A 19,084-nucleotide genomic window follows, 5' to 3' on the forward strand; every position below is an offset into this window, starting at 1 on the left:
CGCGGGTCGTGGACAATCGATGGGACGCGCTCGACGGCCTCGAGCCCGAGGCCCTTCCGACGGTGTCCGTGATCGTCGCGCACTACGACCAGCCCGACGAGCTCGCCCGGACGCTGCACGCCCTGTACGCCCAGGACTACCCGCGAGAGCTTCTCGAGGTCGTGGTGGCGGACGACGGCTCCCCGGGAGGGATCTCCGTACCGGACGGCGTGATCCTCGTCCGGCAGGAGGACCGCGGCTTCCGCCTTGCGGCGGCGCGCAACCTGGGCGCCCGCGCGAGCAGCGGCGACCTGCTGTGCTTCCTCGATGCCGACACCGCCCCCGAACCCGGCTACGTCCGCGCGCTCACCAGGCTTCCCGCTCTCCTCGCCGATGCGGTCACCGTGGGCCGCCGTCGGCACGCGGACTTCACCGGCATCGATCCCGAGGTTCCGGTCGTCGAGGCCGCGGCGGGGCGGGAGCTCGCCGAACCCGCGTGGCTGGCCGAGGAGTACGCGCGCACCGGTGACCTCCTGCACGCCGATGACCGCTCGTATCGATTCGTGATCGGCGCGGTCATCGCATGCTCCCGTGCGCTGTTCGACGAGGTCGGTGGTTTCGACGAGTCCTTCTCCGCGTACGGCGGGGAGGATTGGGAGTGGGCGCATCGGATGTGGCAGGCGGGCGCCGTGTTCGCTCACGTGCCGAGCGCTGCGGCATGGCACGACGGACCCGACTGGGGAGAGCGCGGAAGCTCGAGCCTGGAACGCGCGAACACCCAGACCCTGAGTCTCCTGTCGTCGATCCCGGTCGCCGGCTCCGCGCCGAGGGGGCTGCTGTCGGACGCGCCCGACCTCGTCATCGAGATCGGGGGCGGTCACCCGGCGGCGGCGCAGTTCGTGATGGTCGACTCGATCCTCGCGGCGTTCCCCCTGGCGCGGGTGGTCCTGTCGGGCGAGGCCGCCGGCCTTCTCGACGACCCCCGGGTCGTGGTCGGCGGGAGCAAGCAGGACGCGCGGGTGATCTGGGAGGTGGACCGACCGATCGTCGTCCTCGACCGCGCCCCGATTGCGGAGTGCATCGCGACCCTCGGTGCGGGCGACGTCGGCACCGTCGAGCTCGTCGGCCCCGAGGGGGCCTCGTTCGGTGTACTGCGGTCTCGACGGGCAACGCGGCGATCCCGACGCTGGGGCACGGAGGAGGGTTTCGAGCGCAGGCAGGTCGAAGTCCTCGGCATCCTGCCTCTGCGCCCGGACCCGAGGGTCTCGGCCTGGCTCGCAGGCTGGGGCGGGTCTGCCGAGTTCTCCTGACCCGTCACTCCGCCGCGGCGGCGTTCCGCTCCTCCTCGGAGTTCGGGGTCCAGCCGAACCAGCCGTCACCGGATGCGATCACGCTCCAGTCGCCGCAGGCGAAGACCGTCTTCGCCTTATAGGGGTCCGGGGCGTCGTCGAGCACCCAGGCGGGGGCCGAGTATCTCTCGACCTCCGCGCAGTCGTCGGCGAGCGCGGAGTCGCTGGAGAGCAGGATGACGGCATCCGCGGCGTCGTCGATCGTCGACGTCCGCACGGTGATCGCGGTGGCGTCGGCGGGGATCCACTCGGCATCCACCTCGCCCCCGTCGTCGAAGGCCGCGACGTCGTCGAAGGTCGACGTCGCCTGCTTGTGGACGAGGCTGTCGTAGGCGGAGCATCCGGTCAGGGACAGCAGCCCGGCGGCGATGAGGGCGGGGGCCGCGAGGGCCGTTCGTGCGTTCATGCCTCCAGCTTCGTCGGCACGGATCGTCCGGGCATCGAGCGGGCGAGGTATCGGCATCATCCTCGAGGATGATCCGAGCCCGGCCGCATCCGCGAATGTACGCTGGTGAGATGGGTGATCAATCGCCGCTCTCCTCCCGCCCCCTCTGGGCGAGCGTGGCCGACGGCTTCTACGTCGGCAGTCGAGACGGCTCGTTCCTCGGATACGTCGACCGCCAGGCCGACGGCGCATGGCGTGCGTTCGACACGGCCTCGCGTCCGCTCGGCGACTACGAGGACCACCACCGGGCCATGGATGCGGTGTCCGGTGCCGAGGCGGTCGGGGCGGCACCCGCAGACGCGCACGTGCGACAGGGGGATGCCGGATGACCGCGGAGGACGCGCTGGTCTCGCTCGTGTATTCCAGCAGCGCCACTCGCCCGTTCGATGACGCCGAGCTCGCTCAGCTGCTCACGGTGAGCCGTGCGCGGAACAGTGCGCGCGGCATCACCGGGATGCTGCTCTACCGCGGCGGTGAGTTCGTTCAGATCCTGGAGGGTCCGAGGTCCGGCGTCGAAGGCCTGATGCAGACGATCGGCCGTGATCCTCGCCATCGGGATGTCCGCGTGCTGATCGAGGAGCCGTTGCATGAGCGACGGTTCGAGGAGTGGACGATGGGCTACCAGTCCCTGATCGCCACAGCGCCGGAGATGGCGACGGGATACCGTGACTCGTTCGACGACCTCCGCATGGGGGATCACGACATGATCGGTCGGGCGATCATGGAGCTCACGCTGTGGTTCCGCGTGCGAGAGTCGGCCTCGGCCGACTGAGCACTGGGCGGTCGCGCGATCAGGCCGCTTCGGACGGTGCGGTGAGGCCGTCGATCGCACTCGACGACGCTTCTGTGGTCTGGCGGATCCGCTCGACCGCATGACGGTTCGCGATCTCGGAGATCCACGCGTTCGCGCTTCCTCTGTACGTCGCGAACTCCGATGCGTTCGACCAGACGTGGAGGTAGGCGTCCTGGAGGACCTCCTCCGCGGACGCCCTCGCACCGATCACGCTGAGGAGGAGTCCGAAGACGCGAGCACATGTGAGGTCGTACAGCTGGGCGAATGCCGTCTGGCTGCCCGATGCGATCGCCGCCAGCAGATCGGCTTCGGCACCCCGCGCCGCATCCCCGGTGAGGGGAGGAACGCTGCGGATGCTCATGAGCTGATCGTGGCATGCGAGCGGAGATGACGGTTGGCTCTTGCGCCCGATGGTCGCGAGGTGCTAGCGACGACGTCAACCGAGCAGTGTCACACCGAAGCTCGCGACAACCGTCCGCAGCTCGGCGAGGTAGCGCTGCGCCTGCTCGGTGAGAGGGATCGCGGAGTGGCCGATCCAGCCGATCTCGATGCGCTCGTCGACGTCGAGGGGGATCGCGACGATCTCGGGGTCGAGGTCGTCGCTGATGATTCCCGTCGAGATCGTGTACCCGTCGAGACCGATCATGAGGTTGAAGATCGTCGCGCGGTCGGAGACCCGGATCTCCCGCCGACTCGAGAGGGTGGAGAGGATCTCCTCGGCGAAGTAGAAGGAGTTGTTCGCGCCCTGGTCGAAGGTGAGGCGCGGCACCTCGGCGAGATCGTCGAGGGTGACGTGCGCACGAGAGGCGAGGGGGTTCTTCCGGGAGATGAAGATGTGCGGTTCGGCGATGAAGAGCGGCCGGAATGCGAGCCCCGAGTCACGGAGGAGCTTGTCGATGACATTGCGGTTGAAGTCGTTGCGATAGAGGATCCCCAATTCGCTCCGCAGCGTGCGGACGTCTTCGATGATGTCCCACGTGCGCGTCTCCCGCAGCGAGAACTCGTATTCGTCGGCGTCACTCGCGCGCACCATCCGCACCATGGCGTCGACCGCGAACGAGTAGTGCTGCGTCGACACCCCGAGCAGACGCCTCGACGGCGGACGACCGAGATAACGCTGTTCGAGCAGCGCGACCTGCTCGACGACCTGCCTGGCGTATCCGAGGAACTCCACGCCGTCGGTGGTGAGCGTCACGCCGCGGGCCGAGCGGACGAGCAGATCGCGCCCCACCCTGCTCTCGAGGTCCTTCATGGCGGCCGACATGGTGGGCTGCGCGACGTAGAGCAGGTCGGCGGCGGCGCTGATCGATCCTTCCGCGGCGACCTCGATGTAGTAGGTGAGCTGCTGCAGGGTGATGCCGCTCGAACGCTTGGCCATAGCTCCAGACTATGGCACGGCATAGTCGCGGTGCATTACCCGATGGGCGCGCGATGACAGCACCATGGAGGTACCCCCTTCCGCGAGGCCGTATTCGGCCGATCAGCTCACCGATTGGCCCCTCATGGCACACGAGTTCACGTTCCGCATCACGACGACCCGGTTCGACGAGGACTACTCGCCGTCGCACGATTCCCGCATCACCACGAACTTCGCCAACCTGGCGCGCGGTGAGCACCGTCAGCAGAACCTGCGCAACGCGCTGACGATGATCGATCGTCGGTTCAACGACCTCGCCCGCTGGGACAACCCGGGCGGTGACCGCTACACACTCGAGCTCGAGATCATCTCGGTCGCGGTGCAGTTCGCCGCGGAGGGGGAAGACAGGGAGTTCCCGCTGCTCGAGGTGCTGGACATCCAGATCCTCGACCGTCTCACCGGCACGCGCACCCAGGGGATCGTGGGGAACAACTTCTCGTCGTACGTGCGCGACTACGACTTCAGCGTGCGCCTGCCTGCGGCCAGCGAAGCCGCGGGTGGCTTCGCCCTTCCCGACGACTTCGGCGATCTGCACGGCAAGCTCTTCCAACACTTCCTCGACTCCGAGGCGTACCGCGAGCGGTTCTCCCTGTCGCCGGTGATCTGCATTAGCGTCTCGACGAGCAAGACGTACCGCCGCACCGACAATCACCACCCGGTCCTCGGCGTCGAGTACGAGCATAAGGACTCGTCGCTGACGGATGCGTACTTCGCCAAGATGGGGCTCTCGGTGAGGTACTTCATGCCTCGCGGCAGCGTCGCGCCGCTGGCCTTCTACTTCCGCGGAGATCTGCTGAACGACTACACGAACCTGCAGCTCATCGGCACGATCAGCACGATGGAGACGTTCCAGAAGATCTATCGACCGGAGATCTACAACGCGAACTCGGCCGCGGCGGGCGTCTATCAGCCGACCCTCGACCAGCAGGACTACTCGGTGACGAAGATCGCGTACGACCGGGAGGAGCGCAGTCGACTCGCGACCGCGCAGGGCAGGTTCGCGGACGAGCACCTCATGCAGCCTCACGGAGAGCTCCTCGAGCAGTGGGCCGCCGCGTACGGCGCCGCCGCTGACGACCGAGTGCCTGCCGATGACCTCGCACCCGTCGCCTGACCGACTTCCTCGCCCGACCGACGGAGAGTTCCCCGCCATGAACACGCTTCTGCCCACCTCGATCGTCGGCAGCCTGCCCAAGCCGTCCTGGCTCGCCCAGCCCGAGGTCCTCTGGTCCCCCTGGAAGCTGGAGGGCGAGGCCCTGGTGGAGGGTACGCAGGATGCGCTGCGACTCACCGTCCAGGAGCAGCGTCTGGCCGGCCTCGACATCATCAGTGACGGCGAACAGAGCCGCCAGCACTTCGTGACGACGTTCATCGAGCATCTGTCCGGCGTCGACTTCGATCAGCGGGAGACGGTCCGCATCCGCAACCGCTACGACGCGAGCGTGCCGACGGTCGTGGGTGCGGTGAGCCGCGAGAAGCCCGTGTTCGTCGAGGACGCCAAGTTCCTCCGCCAGCAGACCGATCAGCCGATCAAGTGGGCCCTGCCCGGGCCGATGACGATGATCGACACCCTCTACGACCGCCACTACAAGAGCCGCGAGAAGCTGGCCTGGGAGTTCGCGGCGATCCTGAATCAGGAGGCGCGCGAGCTCGAGGCGGCGGGGGTCGACATCATCCAGTTCGACGAGCCGGCCTTCAACGTCTTCTTCGACGATGTGAAGGACTGGGGCGTGGCGGTTCTCGAGCGAGCGGCCGAGGGGCTGCGCGCCGAGACCGTGGTGCACATCTGCTACGGCTACGGCATCAAGGCGAACACCGACTGGAAGGCGACGCTCGGGGCGGAGTGGAGGCAGTACGAGACCTCGTTCCCGCTGCTGCAGCAGTCGAGCATCGACACCATCTCGCTCGAGAGCCACCACTCGCACGTCCCGCTGGACCTCATCGAGCTCATCCGCGGTAAGAAGGTCATGCTCGGAGCCATCGACGTCGCCAGCGAGACGATCGAGACCCCGGAGGAGGTCGCCGAGACCCTCCGGGCTGCCCTCCGTTTCGTCGACGCGGACAAGCTCATCCCGAGCACCAATTGCGGCTTGGCGCCGCTGCCTCGCGATGTCGCCCGAGGCAAGCTGCGTGCGCTCAGCGCGGGAGCTGCGCTCCTGCGCGAGGAGCTCGCGCCCATCACGGTCTGACACCGCGAATCATCGCCCCTCGCGCTGTCATCACCCACAGTGGAGGGACTCTCTCTCGACGGGCGTTTTCGCAACCGTCGGCACAGAGCCCCTCGACCGGAGCCACTCCGGGGCGATCCCCATGACGCCTACGGCGCCGGCTCTCAGTCAGTGACGATACGCGCGTGTCGTTCGCCACGGCATCCCATGGTGGATGCGCTCAGGTGGGCGTAACCTTTTCTCCACTGCGCGGTGACGACGCAGCCGCTAGCACCGACCGGACGGGCGAGCAAGGGGCGCGGGGATCCCGGCGCAGGGGCATAGAACGGCACTATGCAATCGATCCTGTACGGCGGCGACGAGTTCCTGACCGGTGACGACATCGCGGACGCGCTGCTGGCGTACGGGCGGGCGCTGGGCGATGAGGAGCGCGCCGAGATCGTCGAGATACCGGTGCGGGAGCACGACGGAACCGTCGTGACGGCGAAGTTCCTGATCGGTCCGGCGAGTCAGATCGTGGCGAAGGAGCTCAGCGACAGCGGGCCGGAACTCGAGGACCCTGAGCTGGTGCGTCGGCTACAGGCACTCACCCGCGGTGTCGAATCGCCGTCGGGTCCGCCCCTCGACGCCCCCGAGGGGCCGGAGTACGAGGTCGACTAGACCGCTCCGACGCCGGCGGGAGGATCAGTCGTCGAACTCCGCGGAGAGCTCTTCCGCGATCCGCGCGGTGCTCTGCTGTGCCTCCGCCAGCCGCGCGGCGTCGACGTGCAGCTCCGCCAGTGCTGCCGCTGACGCGTGATGCGCTCGAGCGGTACGGAGGTTCGCGCGAAGGTTGATGGAGGACCCCGAAAGACCCGCGTCGAGTGCTCCGGCCGCCACGGCGAGATCCGCAGACAGGCTCCGATTCCCGATATCGCGGAGCACGCGCATCTCGCTCAGCAGGGCGATGCCGACCGCTCCGAGCCGCGCCGCTGATTCCGCCGCGCACACGGCCGCAGCGCGCACCCGCGCGTCGCGATCCCGGTCGTCGGCGGGCAGGGCGAGCGCGGCGCCGAACTCGGCCGACACGATTCCGTCGCTCTCCGCGCCCTGGAGTGCCTCGCCGCGCAGTCGTGCCACTCGACGCCCGCACTCTGCTGCGCACGGATCATCGTGCGTGTACGCGGCGACCATGCTCAACAGAGACGCGGCGATGCCGAGCATCACGCCCGACGCGGCGCCGCCTCCCGGTGCTCCGGTGGACCGGCCGAGCTTTGCGAGCCACTCGTCCAGTGGGGTCGATGTACGGACATCGCTGGGGTGATTCATATGGCCGAGCAGTCAGCGCGAGGTCGGCGGAAGCTTGTCGACGCCGTGGCGGTTCGGCTTGTCGGGCTCTGCGGCCGTCTCGGGCGATGCGTGCGCGGGGCCCGTCGGCGCCTCGGAGGTCGGATAGCTCGGCTCGTCGATGTCGATCGCCTTGTCGCGCTCATCGAGCGGCGGCAGATGGTCGAGGGGCTGCTTGATGTCGTCGGGGTGGCTCATGCCCATAGAGTCCGCCATGCCCGTGCACGGGTACAGGGGGTTGAGATCGTGGGAGTCCTGTGGTTCGGAGCGTAGTGTCGGACCCATGCCCACCGAGCCCCTGCTCGTCTTCGACGGCGACTGCGCCTTCTGCACGACGTGGGTGCGTCGACTCGAGAACGCCCTCGACAGATTTCCGGACGCGCAGCCCTGGCAGTGGCTCGACCTCGACGAACTCGCGCTCAGCCGTGACGACGTGACCCACTACGTCTGGTTGCTGGCGGGTGGGAGACGATTCCGCGGCCACGCGGCGTTCGCCGTGCTCCTGCAGCTGCAACCGCAGGGGATCCTGCGCTTCCTCGGCCATCTGCTCGTGACGATGCCGTTCTCGTGGGCGGCATCGCTCGGGTATTCATTGATCGCTCGCTTCCGGCATCGCCTTCCCGGCGGCACTGCGGCGTGTGCGATGCCGCGCGCACGGCCGGCTGATCAGGGACGTTCGAGGGGCTGAGGCTGTCAGCGCCGACGCGCGTCGATCAGATGCCGAGTCGAGTGCGCGACGAACGGGCCTTGCGCCTGGATGAGCTCGTGCAGATCACGCAGCCGATCGACGTATGTCTCGACCGTGAAACCGGGAACCCACCAGATCACCTTGCGAAGCAGATAGACCACGGCGGCGACGTCGTGGATCTCGATCCGCAATCTCGCGGTGCGAAGATCGACGACCTCGAGTCCTGCGGCCTCGGCCGCGAGGACCTCGTCATCGTGGTGCCGCCCGCGGCTGGCCTCCGGCTGCGGCCCGAGGAAGAACTCGATCAGCTCGAAGGCGCTCGCAGGCCCCACGTGCTGGGCGAGATAGGTGCCGCCGGGGCGGAGCACACGTGCGATCTCGTCCCACCAGATCGTGGCGGGGTGGCGGCTCGTGACCAGATCGAAGGCGCCATCGGCGAACGGCAGCGGCGGCTCGTCCTGATCCGCGACCACGACCACACCTCGCGGATGCAGCAGACGCGTGGCGTGCTCGATGTTCGGAGGCCAGGACTCGGTCGCGACCGCGACCGGCGGGAACGACTGCGCCTCTGACAGCACTTCGCCGCCGCCGGTCTGGATGTCGAGGGCGGCGGATGCTGCGCCCAGGCGCTCGCCGAGCAGGCGTGCGTATCCCCACGGCGGCCGCTCCTCCGTCGCCCGCCCGTCGAGCCAGGAGAAGTCCCATCCCGAGACGTCTGCGGTCGAACCTGCCTCGATCAGAGCATCGAACGATTCCGTCATCCCTCGATTCTGTCATCGAGAAACGTCCGGATCTGAGCAGAACATCGATAGAGCAGTCCGGATCAGCGGCGCGTCAGCAGAGCGCGTTCTCCGCAGGTCGGCCAGCGGCGAGGAGTGCCGTCTCCCTGCCCGCGAACGTCGAGGAGTGAGAGCGAGGTCGCCGACCCCGCGTACAGTTCTCCACATGGGAACACTGGAGTACAACAGCTCGCGCCCCGCGATCGACATCGAAGACGTGACTCTGGCGCACCTGAAGATCGTCATCGGGACGAAGCTGCGCCGCAATGAGAGTTTCATGATGACCTGGCTGCCGAAGCCCGAGGTGCCGTCCGGTCGGCTGACCATCTGGGTGCATCCGAGCATCCCGCTGGTGTTCGAATTCGACCAGCCGGCGGTGCCCACGATCGAGGCGGGCCGAGTCACGCACATGATGGAGCAGCTGAACTCGCGTGGCGAGCTCGTGCTCGATCAGCTCTGACCGGACGGACGGTCAGAAACCGTCGTAGTAGCCGCCGAAGGGGAAGTCGACGTCTCCCGTATCGCGCTCGTCGAAGAGCACCGTCGACGCGCTGATGATCACTCGGGAGTGCGGAGTGATGAGCACGCTCACCTCCCGGTTGCCGACGACGACGAAGTCGACGAAGGCGCCCGTGCTCTTCACCGCTGCCTCGATGCGACGCTTCAGGTCGTGGAGGTCCTGAACCTGAGCAAGGAGGAAGCTCTGGCCGTCGAGCACGATCTCGGTCTGCATCATGGTCTCTGGTCCTGCCATGAGAACACCTTAAGAGCTTCCGCCGTTTCTGCCAAAGGGACGCCATGGCGCGTTCCCCGCGTCACTCGTGCTCCGGCAGGATCGGGCTCGACCAGCCGGGGTCACGACCCAGCTGCGCCGCGCGAGAGACGGATGCCGCGCCGAAGCGATCACGCAGGGTGTCGAGCACGGTGTCGAGGCGCTGTTCGTCGCCCCAGTCGATCGGCAGCTCGGGCTGCATGTTCTCGGCGCGGTCGAGCTGAGACAGGGAGATGCCGATCAACGTGATGCCCCGCTCGGCGATCTCGGGCCGCGCGGCGGCGAGCAGTGTCTGCGCGACGGTCAGCAGGATCGCGGTGCGGTCGGTCGGGGAGCCGAGCGTGCGCGACCGGGTGGCCTTCGTGAAGTCGCCGAACCGCAGACGCAGGACGACCGTGCGGCACACCCGGTCGCCGTCGCGCAGGCGCCGCGCGAGGCGGTCGACGATCTGGGTGAGGAAGAGATCGAGCTCCTCGATCGAGCGCGGGCGGCTGCCGAGCGCGCGCTGCGAGCCGATCGAGCCGCGCCGTCGGGTGGTGTCGACGGGGCGTGGATCCCGCAGCTTGGCGAGCGCGTGCAGATGGGCGCCGACGGCCTTGCCCAGCATCCGCTCCGCCGTCGCCGCCTCGAGCTCGGCCAGCTGACCGACGGTGCGGATGCCGTACCGGTGCAGCTTCTCGGCCGTCACCGCTCCGACGCCCCAGAGCCGCTCGACGGGCAGGGGGAGGAGGAACTCCTCTTCGCGCTCGGGCTCGACCACGAGCAGTCCGTCGGGTTTGCCGACAGCGCTCGCGACCTTGGCGAGGAACTTCGTTCGCGCGACGCCCACCGAGATCGCGAGTCCGACCTCACGGCGTACGCGCTCCCGCAGCCGCACGGCGACCTCTTCCGGGGTGCCGACGATGCGCCTCAGGCCCCCGACCTCGAGGAAGGCCTCGTCGATCGAGAGGCCCTCGACCAGCGGTGTCGTGTCGCGGAAGATCGCGAACACGTCTGTGCTCGCGGCCGCGTACGCCTCCATCCGCGGCGGTACGACCACGGCATCCGGACAGAGCTCGAGCGCCTGACGGTCGCCCATCGCGGTGCGGACCCCGCGAGCCTTCGCCTCATAGCTGGCGGCGAGCACGACTCCGCCGCCGACGATCACCGGCCTGCCCCGAAGCTCGGGTGCATCGCGCTGTTCGACCGAGGCGTAGAACGCGTCGAGGTCTGCGTGCAGCACGGTGGCTTCGCCCCGCATCCCGTCCTCCGATCGACGTGCAGATGATCGCACGCACCGGGGACATCGGCTCAGGCCGCGATGAGGCGTGACGACAGTGCGCGGACGCGCTGCAGGATCGTGTCGAAGGCCGCGTCGAACGCGGCGGGGGTGCCCACCCGTGCGGGATCGCGGATCGACCAGTGCAGGTCGTCGCGGCTGCGCAGCCTCTCATGGGCGTCGTCGCAGACCGTGATCACCAGATCGCCCTCGGCTCGGACGTCGTCGACATGCCTCGGCGGGCGCCCGCGGTCGATCGTGAGCCCGTGCCGGGCGGCGGATGCGGACGCCTCGGGGTTGACGGCGGCAGCGGGGCGGGTTCCGGCCGAGGCCACGTCGATCGTGCTGAGGTCGCGCCAGATCGTCTCGGCGAGCTGCGATCGTGCCGAGTTCGCGGTGCAGACGAACAGCACCCGCCGCGGAGGCGCGACGCTCGGTGGCGCGAGGGTGTCGAAGACCTCGGGCCGCAGACCGATGTAGCTGCGCCGCTTGTCGAACTCGGAGCGCGTGCGGGTGACGATCTGCGCGGATTCGAGCACACCGAGATGGTGCGCGATCAGATTGGACCGCAGATCGAGCGCGGTGCCGATCTCGGATGACGAGAGGTCCCCGAGCGTCAGCAGGTCGACGATGCTCAGGCGCGTCTGATCGGCGAGTGCGGCGAAGATGCCGGCGCGTCGTTCCAGATCGGTCATCGTCTTCATCCATACCACGCCGCGTGAGTCGTGTCCACGGCTATTGACTCAACCGTCATTGACCCTATTGTTGTCGTCGCGAGACCGCAGGGGCGGTCTCGGAGAGGAATGGACAACATGGGCATCGGCAGCGGAATCGCGCTCTTCGTCATCGGAGCGATCCTCGTCTTCGCGATCAACATCGACACCGGCGGCTACGTCGACCTCGACCTGATCGGCTACATCCTCATGGGAGCCGGCGTCGTCGTGTTCCTGATCAGCCTCGTCCTCGTGATGCGCAGTCGTCGCACCGAGACGGTCGACCGCACCGCCGTCGACCCCGCCACCGGCGAGCGCGTGACCCGTCGCAGCATCCGCAACAACGATCCGATCGCCTGACCCCGGCGTGGTCGACGTCGCGCGCGGAACCGCGGCCCTGATCGCCGGCGTCTCGGCGACAGTCGCGTTCGTCGTGCTGCGCACGCTCGTGGCCCTCGGCGGGCACGAGCCCCTCCCCGCCGATGTGTGGTGGCACGATCTCATGGTGTCGCTGACCAGCGACGTGTGGGTCGTCATCGCCTGGATTCCGGCCATCGTCGGCGGAACCATCGGCATGATCGTCATCGGAGCTGCACTCATCGCGTGGCTGGTGTGGCGCAAGCGCCGGTGGGATGCCGCGACGCTGGCGATCGCCATGGTGGCGGTCGTGGCGATCGGCGCCACCATGGCGGCCGTGATCGGCCGCACCCGCCCCGAGGACTCGCTCGCCGAGAGCGTGGCGACATCCTTCCCGTCGGGGCACACCGCGGTGGCGACCACCGTGACGATCATCCTGGCCCTGACGTTCCGGCGCTGGTACGTCTGGGCGATAGGGGCGGTGTGGGTCGTCACGATGATGTGGAGCCGCACCTACCTGCACGCGCACTGGCTCAGCGATGTCGTGGCGGGGCTGCTCGAGGGCATCGCCGTCGCCTGCTTCGTATGGGTCTGCGTCGAGGCCGTCAGAGCTCGGCGCGCCTCTCGCACACTTCCGTCGCCGACCAGCGACGACACGATCGAAAGCACGGTTCACCCATGAACACTCGCAACTCAGCGGCGTCGGCCGCCAGCGCGGCGCAGGACTCCACGACGTTCCGGGTACTCGCCCGGATCGGCTATGTGGTGCTCGGCATCCTCCATCTGCTCATCGGCGGCATCGCGATCTCGATCGCGACCGGCGGAAGCGGGGAGAATGCCGACCAGGGCGGGGCGATGCAGCAGATCCAGCAGTCGCCCGCGGGCGTCTTCCTGCTGTGGCTGATCGTGCTCGGGCTGCTCGCGCTCGCGATCTGGCAGATCGCGGAGGCCGTCGTCGAACGCGACCCCGACACGAAGAAGAAGTGGGGCCACCGGGTGAAGTTCCTCGGCACCGCCGCGGCCTACATCGCGATCGGTGCGACGGCGCTGGTCTACGCGCTCGGCGGCCAGTCGCAGTCCTCCGAGTCGTCGCAGTCGTTCAGCGCGAAGCTCCTCGCCGCGCCCGCCGGGGTCGCGCTGCTCGTCCTGGTCGGACTGATCGTCGCCGCGATCGGCATCGCGTTCATCGTCCGCGGCTTCACCAAGGCCTTCATGAAGAACCTCTCGTCTCCCGGCGGGACGGCGCGCTCGGGCATCGTCGCGTTCGGCGTCGCCGGCTACATCGCCAAGGGCGTCGCCGTCGGGGTGGCCGGAGTGCTCTTCGTCATCGCCGCGCTCACGCACAACCCCGAGACCGCGGGAGGCCTGGATTCAGCGCTACGCACCCTCGCGGGACTGCCCTACGGCCCGATCATCCTCTGGATCGTCGGTGCCGGACTCGTGCTCTACGGGCTGTTCTGCTTCGCGCGCGCCCGCTACGCCCGCATGTGAGCAGCTGTGTGCGCGCCCGGGTGCGCCATATCGAACGGCCACCGACCCGCGCAACCCCGAGCCGGGAATCCGTGATCCGGGCGATGATCGATCCATGAAGATCGTCTCGTATGCAGGTCAGCAGCTGGTCACCACGGATGACGTGGCGGACTCGCTCGTCAGGCTCGCCGCAGCCATCGCGGCCGAGGGCGAGTCCGACGCGGTCGAGATCCCGATCATCCTGAACGGGCGCGAGGACTGCGCTGAACTGGTCGTCGGTGTCGGCAACGATCTTCTGGTCGGTCCCCATGACGACTTCGAGGGGACCGAGCCGGATTTCGGCGCGCACTCCGCACGTCTCCAGGCGCACCGTCTGTACCCCGAAAGTGATGCCGACTCCTCGGATGCACACCTCGACGATGCCGGTGAGTGGCGCCTCGACCTCGATCTGGATCTCGACGGCTCGGGCGCAGGGCGGGTCTGACGAGAACCGCGGGTCACAGCGGGCCCCCCCCGGGGATCGGGGACGCTCGCCGCGGATGCTACGGCTGTAGAACCGGGAACGTCCAGGTGCCGTCGAGGATCTCGGCGCGTGGACGATACAGCCGCACGAGATAGTTCCAGCCGACGGGTGTCGGGATCGCATTCGCCGTGTCCGCAGGCCAGTCGCCGAACCGCACCGTGATCGAACCGTCCGGATTCGGCACCCCGGTGATGCTGTTGACCGTGTAAGCGCCCTGCTCGTTCGGCTCGAAGTACCCGGCGGCGTTGTAGACCGAGATCGACCAGAACCCGTCGACGGGGACGTCGGCGACCGTGAGCTCGTATCGTCCCGGAGGCAGCCCAGGGTCGACGCCCACGTAGCTCGCCTCGGTCGAGGGCAGGCCGCCCCACCCGGCGGCGGTGCCGATGAGGTGCCGGACGGGATCGGTCTGCTCGATCGTGCCGAACATGCGGTCGAAGCCGGTGAGGTGCCGTGCGAGGGCGAGCAGAGCGTTGCGGGTGTCGTCGAACGACGCGCGGTCGTACTCGGAGGTTTCGAAGGGGGAAGCGGACTCCGCGTGCAACTCCAGCTGATCCTGCAGCGCGACGACGGCCTCGACGTCGCTGGCGTCCTGTGGGTCGACGAGGATGCGCACCGCGAGCACGACGTGCGGCGAGCCGAACTCCTCGACGCTCAGCGTGTGCTCCCCGGGCTCGTGGAACACACGGTTGATGTGGTGGTCCTGATTGACGACCATCGCGGAGATGTAGCGGTCACCGTGCTCGGGGATCGTGAACGATGCGCCTTCCGAGATGTCGACAACGGCGAAGCTGTAGAGCGTGTCGCGATTGAGGCGGATCACGGTCTGCCTGTCGATCGCCGCGGGTTCACGGTTGTGCAGGAACCTGTTGATGCCGCCGGCATCCCGCTGGAGGTCATGCAGCATGCGATCGTTCTCGGCTCGGACGAAGTTGTCGGAGTTCACGATGATGGCCATGACCGATGCTCACACAGTGTCGTGATGACGCGCCACCCCTAAAACCGGTCCGGCTGAATGGTTGCATCCGGTCGATAGTTGCGCTTCTGCAACTAATAGGGGTATAGTTGACACCAATCAACTTTCTACGCAGGAGCTCTTCCACTGTGACAACGCCTTCTTCTTCCTCCATCGCTGAGCCTGTGCGCTCGCCGCGCGAGGTCTTCACCGCGATCTCCGGCCTCGTCGTCGGCATGTTCGTCGCCGTGCTCTCGGGCACCGTGGTGTCGACCTCGATGCCCGTCATCATCGCCGACCTCGGCGGCACCCAGTCTCAGTACACCTGGGTCATCACCGCGAGCCTTCTGGCGACCGCCGTCTCGACGCCCATCTGGGGCAAGCTCGCCGACCTGGTCGACCGCAAGATCCTCGTGCAGATCTCGCTGATCCTCTTCACCGCCGGCACGGTGATCGCCGGATTCTCGACCGACACGAACATGCTCATCGCGGTCCGCGTCATCCAGGGCATCGGCGTCGGCGGACTCATGTCCCTCGTCATGATCGCCGTCGCCCTCATCATCTCGCCGCGCGAGCGCGGCAAGTACATGGGCGTCGTCGGCGGCATCATGGCCCTCGGCACCATCGGCGGCCCGCTGCTCGGCGGCCTCCTCACCGATGTCTGGGGCTGGCGCTCCAACTTCTTCGTCGGCGTGCCGTTCGCGCTCCTCGCCCTCGTGCTGCTGCAGTTCACGCTGCACCTGCCCAAGCCGCAGCGCGACCGCAAGGTCTCGATCGACTACTTCGGCATCGTGCTGCTCGCCGTCGGCGTCTCGACCCTGCTGATCTGGGTCTCCATGGGCGGCAGCCAGTTCGACTGGGACTCCTCGACGAGCATCATGCTCGCCGTCACCGCCGGTGTCGCGATCGCCGCGTTCATCACGGTCGAGTTCTTCGTCAAGGAACCGATCGTCCCGATGTCGCTGTTCCGCAACCGCACCTTCACCCTGTCGGTCATCGCGTCCATCGCGATCGGCGTCTCGATGTTCGCGACCTCCGTGTTCCTCGCGCAGTACTTCCAGCTCGCCCGTGGCGCCACGCCCACCGAGTCGGGTCTGATGACCATCCCGATGATCATCGGCCAGATGGGTGCGTCGATCATCATCGGCCAGCTCGTCAGCCGATTCGGCAAGTGGAAGGGCTGGATGCTCACGGGTTCCGTGCTCACCACGGTCGGCGTCTCGCTCATGGCGACGCTGCGCTACGACACGCCGTTCCCGCTGGTCGCCGTCTACATGTTCGTGCTGGGCGCGGGCCTCGGCATGGTCATGCAGAACCTCACCCTCATCGTGCAGAACGACACCGCGCCGCAGCAGCTGGGTGCCGCCTCGTCGAACGTGAACTTCTTCCGCACGATCGCGGGCACCATCGGCGTCACGGTCATGGGCTCGATGCTGTCGACCAGCGTCGCGAACTACATGACCGATGCGCTCAAGGGCTTCACGCCGACCACGCCGGACGAGATCGACGCGCTCACGCACCTCGCCTCGGGTGACGTGCCGAAGATCACGCAGCTCCCCGACACGATCCGTGCGATCGTCGAGAGCGCCTACGGCCACGGCATCGCCGACTCGTTCATCATCGCGATCCCGCTCGCCGTGATCTCGATCCTCGCGATCGCGTTCATCAAGAACAAGCCGCTGTCGACGAAGAACGCCGCCGAGCAGCTGCGCGAGCAGGCGGAGGAGTCGGTGCTCGAGGTCTCCGAGGCCGAGGTCGGTGCGACGATGTCGACCGGCACGATCCGCATCGCCGGTGTCGACTCCGCGTCGCCCACGACCGGATCGGTGACCGTCCTCGAACGCGAGGACCGGGAGTCGAGGCGCTGACATGGTCACCTCGGAAGCGCCGGCGTCGCTCGACGTCGACACCGCACTCGGCGATCTGCAGACGCACCTGAACCTCATCTTCGCGAGGACCAGGACGCTCTGGAAGGAGTCGGCGGCACGCATCGACCCCGAGCTGCAGGTCGGCGGCTACAAGCTGCTGACCTTCATCGAGCGGGCCGAGACCGCCAATGCGCACGAGCTCGCCGAGCGCTTCGAGATGGACAAGTCGGTCATCAGCCGCCAGGTCCGGATGCTGGAAGACCTGGGGCTGATCGAGTCGCGTCCTGACGAGCGCGACGGGCGGCTGCGGGTGCTGACTCCGACGCCGTCGGCCTGCGCCGCACTCTCGGAGCTTCGTCGGGATCATGCCACTCGTCTGCGCAGCGTGGTGGCCGAGCTGACGCCCGACGAGATCCGTGTCGCCTCGAAGGTGTTCCGACTCCTCGCCGAGGTCTGATCACCTCGACCGAAGCCCCGCCGTCCCCGCTGACGGCGGGGCTTCGCCGTAAGCTGGCCACCATGAGCGCCCCGACCGACGAACCCGCCCGAACGGGCGAGCCCGCCGACGAGCCCGCCGCCGCGGCGGTCCCCGACATCGAGCAGGCGGTGGCGCGGGTCGAGCACGAGCTCGGGCGGCTCTTCGCCCGCATCCGGGTGAGCTGGCGCGAGGCGGCGACGACCGTGCATCCCGATCTGCAGCCCCTCGGATACCAGGTGCTGACGTCGATCGCGACGGGCAAGGCCACATCGGCCGGAGCGATCATCGAGCGTCTGCAGACCGACAAGACCGCCGTGAGCCGTCAGGTGCGCCAGCTCGAGCAGCTCGGGCTCGTCGAGAGCGTGCGAGACCCCGACGATCGCCGTGCGCGTGTGCTCGTCGCCACCGAGCTGGCACAGGAGCGGGTCACGGCCGCACGTTCGCGCTACGAGGCCAGGCTCGCCGAGCGCCTCGGCCGCTGGTCGCAGGCGGACCTCGATCGCTTCGCCGAGATGCTCGCGGAGCTCGGCGGCGGAGCATCCGATCGGACGGACGGCAAGACCCCGGCGTCCTGACCGGGGAATACTCGACGAGCGCTGAGCCTTACCCCTCACTGTGAGTCTTTTCGAACCTGCCGCCTTCGGCGCCCTTCCGCTGTCCAACCGCGTCGTCATGGCGCCCCTCACCCGCACGCGTGCGGATGACGAGGGCGTGCCGACCGAGACGATGGTGGAGTACTACCGTCAGCGGGCGGGCCAGGGGCTCATCATCACCGAGGGCACATGGCCCGCGGCCGAGGGCAAGTCCTACCCGGGGCAGCCGGGCATCGTGACGCCTGCACAGATCGAGGGCTGGCGCCGCATCGCCGATGCGGTGCACGAGGCCGGCGGCACGATCGTCATGCAGCTCATGCACGGGGGCCGCGTCTCGCACCCCGCCATCTCGGGAGAACCCCGCGTCGTCGCGCCGAGCGCGCTCGCGGCTCCCGGTGAGACGCATACGCCCGAGGGCAAGGCGGCCATGCCGGTCGCCCATGCACTCACCCTCGACGAGATCCCCGAGGTCGTCGAGCAGTTCGTGCAGGCCGCGCGCAACGCGATCGCCGCCGGTCTCGACGGTGTCGAGGTGCACGGTGCCAACGGCTACCTCGTGCAGGAGTTCCTGTCGCCGGTGTCGAACATCCGCGACGACCGGTACGGTGGCTCGCCCGAGAACCGTGCGCGCTTCGCGATCGAGGTCACGACCGCCGTCGCCGAGGCGGTCGGCGCCGACCGCACCGGCATCCGCCTGTCGCCGCAGCACAACATCCAGGGCGTGCTCGAAGAGGACGACGCCGACGCGCTCGCCACCTACCTCGCCGTCGCCGAGGGCCTCGCACCTCTGGGCCTCGCGTTCGTCGACATCCTGAACGCCGCGCCGACGAGCGAGCTCGTGCAGCGCATCCGTCGCACGCTCGGGGTGCCGCTGATCATCAACTCCGGTTTCGCGGAGCCCACGAGCCGCGACGAAGCGACCGCCCTCGTGACGGACGGATGGGCGGATGCCGTCGCCGCCGGCCGCCCCGTGATCGCGAACCCCGACCTGGTCGAGCGCTGGCGTCAGGATGCCGAGCTCAACGAGCCCCGGCCCGTGCTGTTCTACGGTCGGACCGCCGAGGGGTACACCGACTACCCGTCGCTGGAGAGCGTCCGCGCCGGAGCCTGAGCGGGCGAGTCTATCGACGGGTGGGGGCTTCGGCTCCCACCC

Annotated in this window: 26 protein-coding genes; 16 read left to right on the forward strand and 10 right to left on the reverse strand. The window is 68.2% G+C overall.

Translation table 11 applies throughout. The annotated features are described in order from the left end of the window. Positions 1–8: 8 nt before the first annotated feature. On the forward strand, positions 9–1,289 hold the full coding sequence (locus tag ACTJKH_RS00195; RefSeq protein WP_440735303.1) for a glycosyltransferase family 2 protein: 1,281 nt from the start codon (positions 9–11) through the stop codon (positions 1,287–1,289). Between the two features lie 4 nt (positions 1,290–1,293). Here the strand turns inward: ACTJKH_RS00195 and ACTJKH_RS00200 are convergent, their stop codons facing one another. Then, on the reverse strand, positions 1,294–1,734 hold the full coding sequence (locus ACTJKH_RS00200; RefSeq protein ID WP_440735304.1) for a hypothetical protein: 441 nt from the start codon (positions 1,732–1,734) through the stop codon (positions 1,294–1,296). A 110-nt stretch (positions 1,735–1,844) separates the two neighbouring features. On the opposite strand from ACTJKH_RS00200, the gene ACTJKH_RS00205 reads away from it, so the two are divergent. Beyond that, positions 1,845–2,102, forward strand: a complete 258-nt coding sequence (locus ACTJKH_RS00205; protein WP_440735305.1) for a hypothetical protein — start codon at positions 1,845–1,847, stop codon at positions 2,100–2,102. Next, complete coding sequence (locus tag ACTJKH_RS00210; protein ID WP_440735306.1) at positions 2,099–2,545, forward strand: BLUF domain-containing protein; 447 nt, start codon at positions 2,099–2,101, stop codon at positions 2,543–2,545. The genes ACTJKH_RS00205 and ACTJKH_RS00210 overlap by 4 nt, the downstream gene beginning before the upstream one ends. A 19-nt stretch (positions 2,546–2,564) precedes the next feature. On the opposite strand, the gene ACTJKH_RS00215 is transcribed toward ACTJKH_RS00210, so the two are convergent. Beyond that, the gene (locus ACTJKH_RS00215; protein ID WP_440735307.1) at positions 2,565–2,927 is read right to left on the reverse strand and encodes a sigma factor; all 363 of its coding nucleotides are present in this window, start codon (positions 2,925–2,927) and stop codon (positions 2,565–2,567) included. A 75-nt stretch (positions 2,928–3,002) separates the two neighbouring features. After that, on the reverse strand, positions 3,003–3,944 hold the full coding sequence (locus tag ACTJKH_RS00220) for a LysR family transcriptional regulator (RefSeq protein WP_440735308.1): 942 nt from the start codon (positions 3,942–3,944) through the stop codon (positions 3,003–3,005). A 124-nt stretch (positions 3,945–4,068) separates the two neighbouring features. On the opposite strand from ACTJKH_RS00220, the gene ACTJKH_RS00225 reads away from it, so the two are divergent. The 3 genes from ACTJKH_RS00225 (at position 4,069) to ACTJKH_RS00235 (ending at position 6,811) form a co-directional block, all read left to right on the forward strand. Next, positions 4,069–5,097: a DUF1852 domain-containing protein gene (locus ACTJKH_RS00225; protein WP_440735731.1), complete on the forward strand. Its 1,029-nt coding sequence runs from the start codon at positions 4,069–4,071 to the stop codon at positions 5,095–5,097. A gap of 37 nt (positions 5,098–5,134) precedes the next feature. Then, positions 5,135–6,172: a methionine synthase gene (locus tag ACTJKH_RS00230; protein ID WP_440735309.1), complete on the forward strand. Its 1,038-nt coding sequence runs from the start codon at positions 5,135–5,137 to the stop codon at positions 6,170–6,172. Between the two features lie 312 nt (positions 6,173–6,484). Continuing rightward, entirely contained in the window at positions 6,485–6,811 is a 327-nt protein-coding gene (locus ACTJKH_RS00235; RefSeq protein ID WP_440735310.1) for a hypothetical protein, read from the forward strand. Between the two features lie 24 nt (positions 6,812–6,835). Here the strand turns inward: ACTJKH_RS00235 and ACTJKH_RS00240 are convergent, their stop codons facing one another. Then, on the reverse strand, positions 6,836–7,459 hold the full coding sequence (locus tag ACTJKH_RS00240; RefSeq protein WP_440735311.1) for a cyclodeaminase/cyclohydrolase family protein: 624 nt from the start codon (positions 7,457–7,459) through the stop codon (positions 6,836–6,838). 12 nt (positions 7,460–7,471) lie between these two features. After that, positions 7,472–7,675 (reverse strand): hypothetical protein, encoded by a 204-nt coding sequence (locus ACTJKH_RS00245; RefSeq protein WP_056313699.1) that lies wholly within the window; start codon positions 7,673–7,675, stop codon positions 7,472–7,474. Positions 7,676–7,760: 85 nt separating this feature from the next. On the opposite strand from ACTJKH_RS00245, the gene ACTJKH_RS00250 reads away from it, so the two are divergent. Continuing rightward, positions 7,761–8,165, forward strand: a complete 405-nt coding sequence (locus tag ACTJKH_RS00250) for a thiol-disulfide oxidoreductase DCC family protein (protein ID WP_440735312.1) — start codon at positions 7,761–7,763, stop codon at positions 8,163–8,165. Between the two features lie 5 nt (positions 8,166–8,170). On the opposite strand, the gene ACTJKH_RS00255 is transcribed toward ACTJKH_RS00250, so the two are convergent. Then, the gene (locus ACTJKH_RS00255) at positions 8,171–8,926 is read right to left on the reverse strand and encodes a class I SAM-dependent methyltransferase (RefSeq protein ID WP_440735313.1); all 756 of its coding nucleotides are present in this window, start codon (positions 8,924–8,926) and stop codon (positions 8,171–8,173) included. A 184-nt stretch (positions 8,927–9,110) separates the two neighbouring features. Here ACTJKH_RS00255 and ACTJKH_RS00260 point away from each other — a divergent pair, with 184 nt between their 5' ends. Continuing rightward, positions 9,111–9,404, forward strand: a complete 294-nt coding sequence (locus ACTJKH_RS00260) for a DUF7882 family protein (RefSeq protein ID WP_120493713.1) — start codon at positions 9,111–9,113, stop codon at positions 9,402–9,404. 12 nt (positions 9,405–9,416) lie between these two features. Here the strand turns inward: ACTJKH_RS00260 and ACTJKH_RS00265 are convergent, their stop codons facing one another. The 3 genes from ACTJKH_RS00265 to ACTJKH_RS00275 form a co-directional block, all read right to left on the reverse strand. Then, a complete protein-coding gene (locus tag ACTJKH_RS00265; RefSeq protein ID WP_440735314.1) occupies positions 9,417–9,698 on the reverse strand; it encodes a hypothetical protein in 282 nt (93 codons plus the stop codon). 61 nt (positions 9,699–9,759) lie between these two features. Beyond that, a complete protein-coding gene (dinB, locus tag ACTJKH_RS00270) occupies positions 9,760–10,956 on the reverse strand; it encodes a DNA polymerase IV (RefSeq protein WP_440735315.1) in 1,197 nt (398 codons plus the stop codon). Between the two features lie 50 nt (positions 10,957–11,006). Next, positions 11,007–11,669 carry an arsenate reductase/protein-tyrosine-phosphatase family protein gene (locus ACTJKH_RS00275; RefSeq protein ID WP_440735316.1) on the reverse strand — a complete coding sequence of 221 codons (663 nt, stop codon included), beginning with the start codon at positions 11,667–11,669 and terminating at the stop codon, positions 11,007–11,009. 117 nt (positions 11,670–11,786) lie between these two features. Between ACTJKH_RS00275 and ACTJKH_RS00280 the strand changes: the two genes are divergently transcribed. From ACTJKH_RS00280 to ACTJKH_RS00295, 4 genes are all read left to right on the forward strand, one after another. Next, on the forward strand, positions 11,787–12,047 hold the full coding sequence (locus ACTJKH_RS00280; protein ID WP_056514962.1) for a DUF6458 family protein: 261 nt from the start codon (positions 11,787–11,789) through the stop codon (positions 12,045–12,047). Positions 12,048–12,054: 7 nt separating this feature from the next. Further along, a complete protein-coding gene (locus ACTJKH_RS00285; protein WP_440735317.1) occupies positions 12,055–12,726 on the forward strand; it encodes a phosphatase PAP2 family protein in 672 nt (223 codons plus the stop codon). After that, entirely contained in the window at positions 12,723–13,535 is an 813-nt protein-coding gene (locus ACTJKH_RS00290; protein ID WP_440735318.1) for a DUF1206 domain-containing protein, read from the forward strand. The genes ACTJKH_RS00285 and ACTJKH_RS00290 overlap by 4 nt, the downstream gene beginning before the upstream one ends. A 94-nt stretch (positions 13,536–13,629) precedes the next feature. Next, positions 13,630–13,998, forward strand: coding sequence for a hypothetical protein (locus ACTJKH_RS00295; RefSeq protein WP_440735319.1), 369 nt, complete (start codon positions 13,630–13,632; stop codon positions 13,996–13,998). Positions 13,999–14,056: 58 nt separating this feature from the next. Here ACTJKH_RS00295 and ACTJKH_RS00300 read toward each other — a convergent pair whose 3' ends face one another. Next, positions 14,057–14,995, reverse strand: coding sequence for a DUF1214 domain-containing protein (locus tag ACTJKH_RS00300; RefSeq protein WP_440735320.1), 939 nt, complete (start codon positions 14,993–14,995; stop codon positions 14,057–14,059). 146 nt (positions 14,996–15,141) lie between these two features. On the opposite strand from ACTJKH_RS00300, the gene ACTJKH_RS00305 reads away from it, so the two are divergent. The 4 genes from ACTJKH_RS00305 to ACTJKH_RS00320 all read left to right on the forward strand — a co-directional run bounded on the left by ACTJKH_RS00305 (position 15,142) and on the right by ACTJKH_RS00320 (position 19,042). Beyond that, the gene (locus tag ACTJKH_RS00305) at positions 15,142–16,860 is read left to right on the forward strand and encodes a DHA2 family efflux MFS transporter permease subunit (RefSeq protein ID WP_440735321.1); all 1,719 of its coding nucleotides are present in this window, start codon (positions 15,142–15,144) and stop codon (positions 16,858–16,860) included. 1 nt (position 16,861) lies between these two features. Then, on the forward strand, positions 16,862–17,317 hold the full coding sequence (locus tag ACTJKH_RS00310; protein ID WP_440735322.1) for a MarR family winged helix-turn-helix transcriptional regulator: 456 nt from the start codon (positions 16,862–16,864) through the stop codon (positions 17,315–17,317). 62 nt (positions 17,318–17,379) lie between these two features. Then, the gene (locus tag ACTJKH_RS00315; protein WP_440735323.1) at positions 17,380–17,913 is read left to right on the forward strand and encodes a MarR family winged helix-turn-helix transcriptional regulator; all 534 of its coding nucleotides are present in this window, start codon (positions 17,380–17,382) and stop codon (positions 17,911–17,913) included. Positions 17,914–17,953: 40 nt separating this feature from the next. Then, positions 17,954–19,042, forward strand: coding sequence for an alkene reductase (locus tag ACTJKH_RS00320; protein ID WP_440735324.1), 1,089 nt, complete (start codon positions 17,954–17,956; stop codon positions 19,040–19,042). Positions 19,043–19,084 lie beyond the last annotated feature (42 nt).

The organism is Microbacterium sp. 22215, assembly GCF_052045655.1.
Lineage (GTDB): Bacteria > Actinomycetota > Actinomycetes > Actinomycetales > Microbacteriaceae > Microbacterium > Microbacterium phyllosphaerae.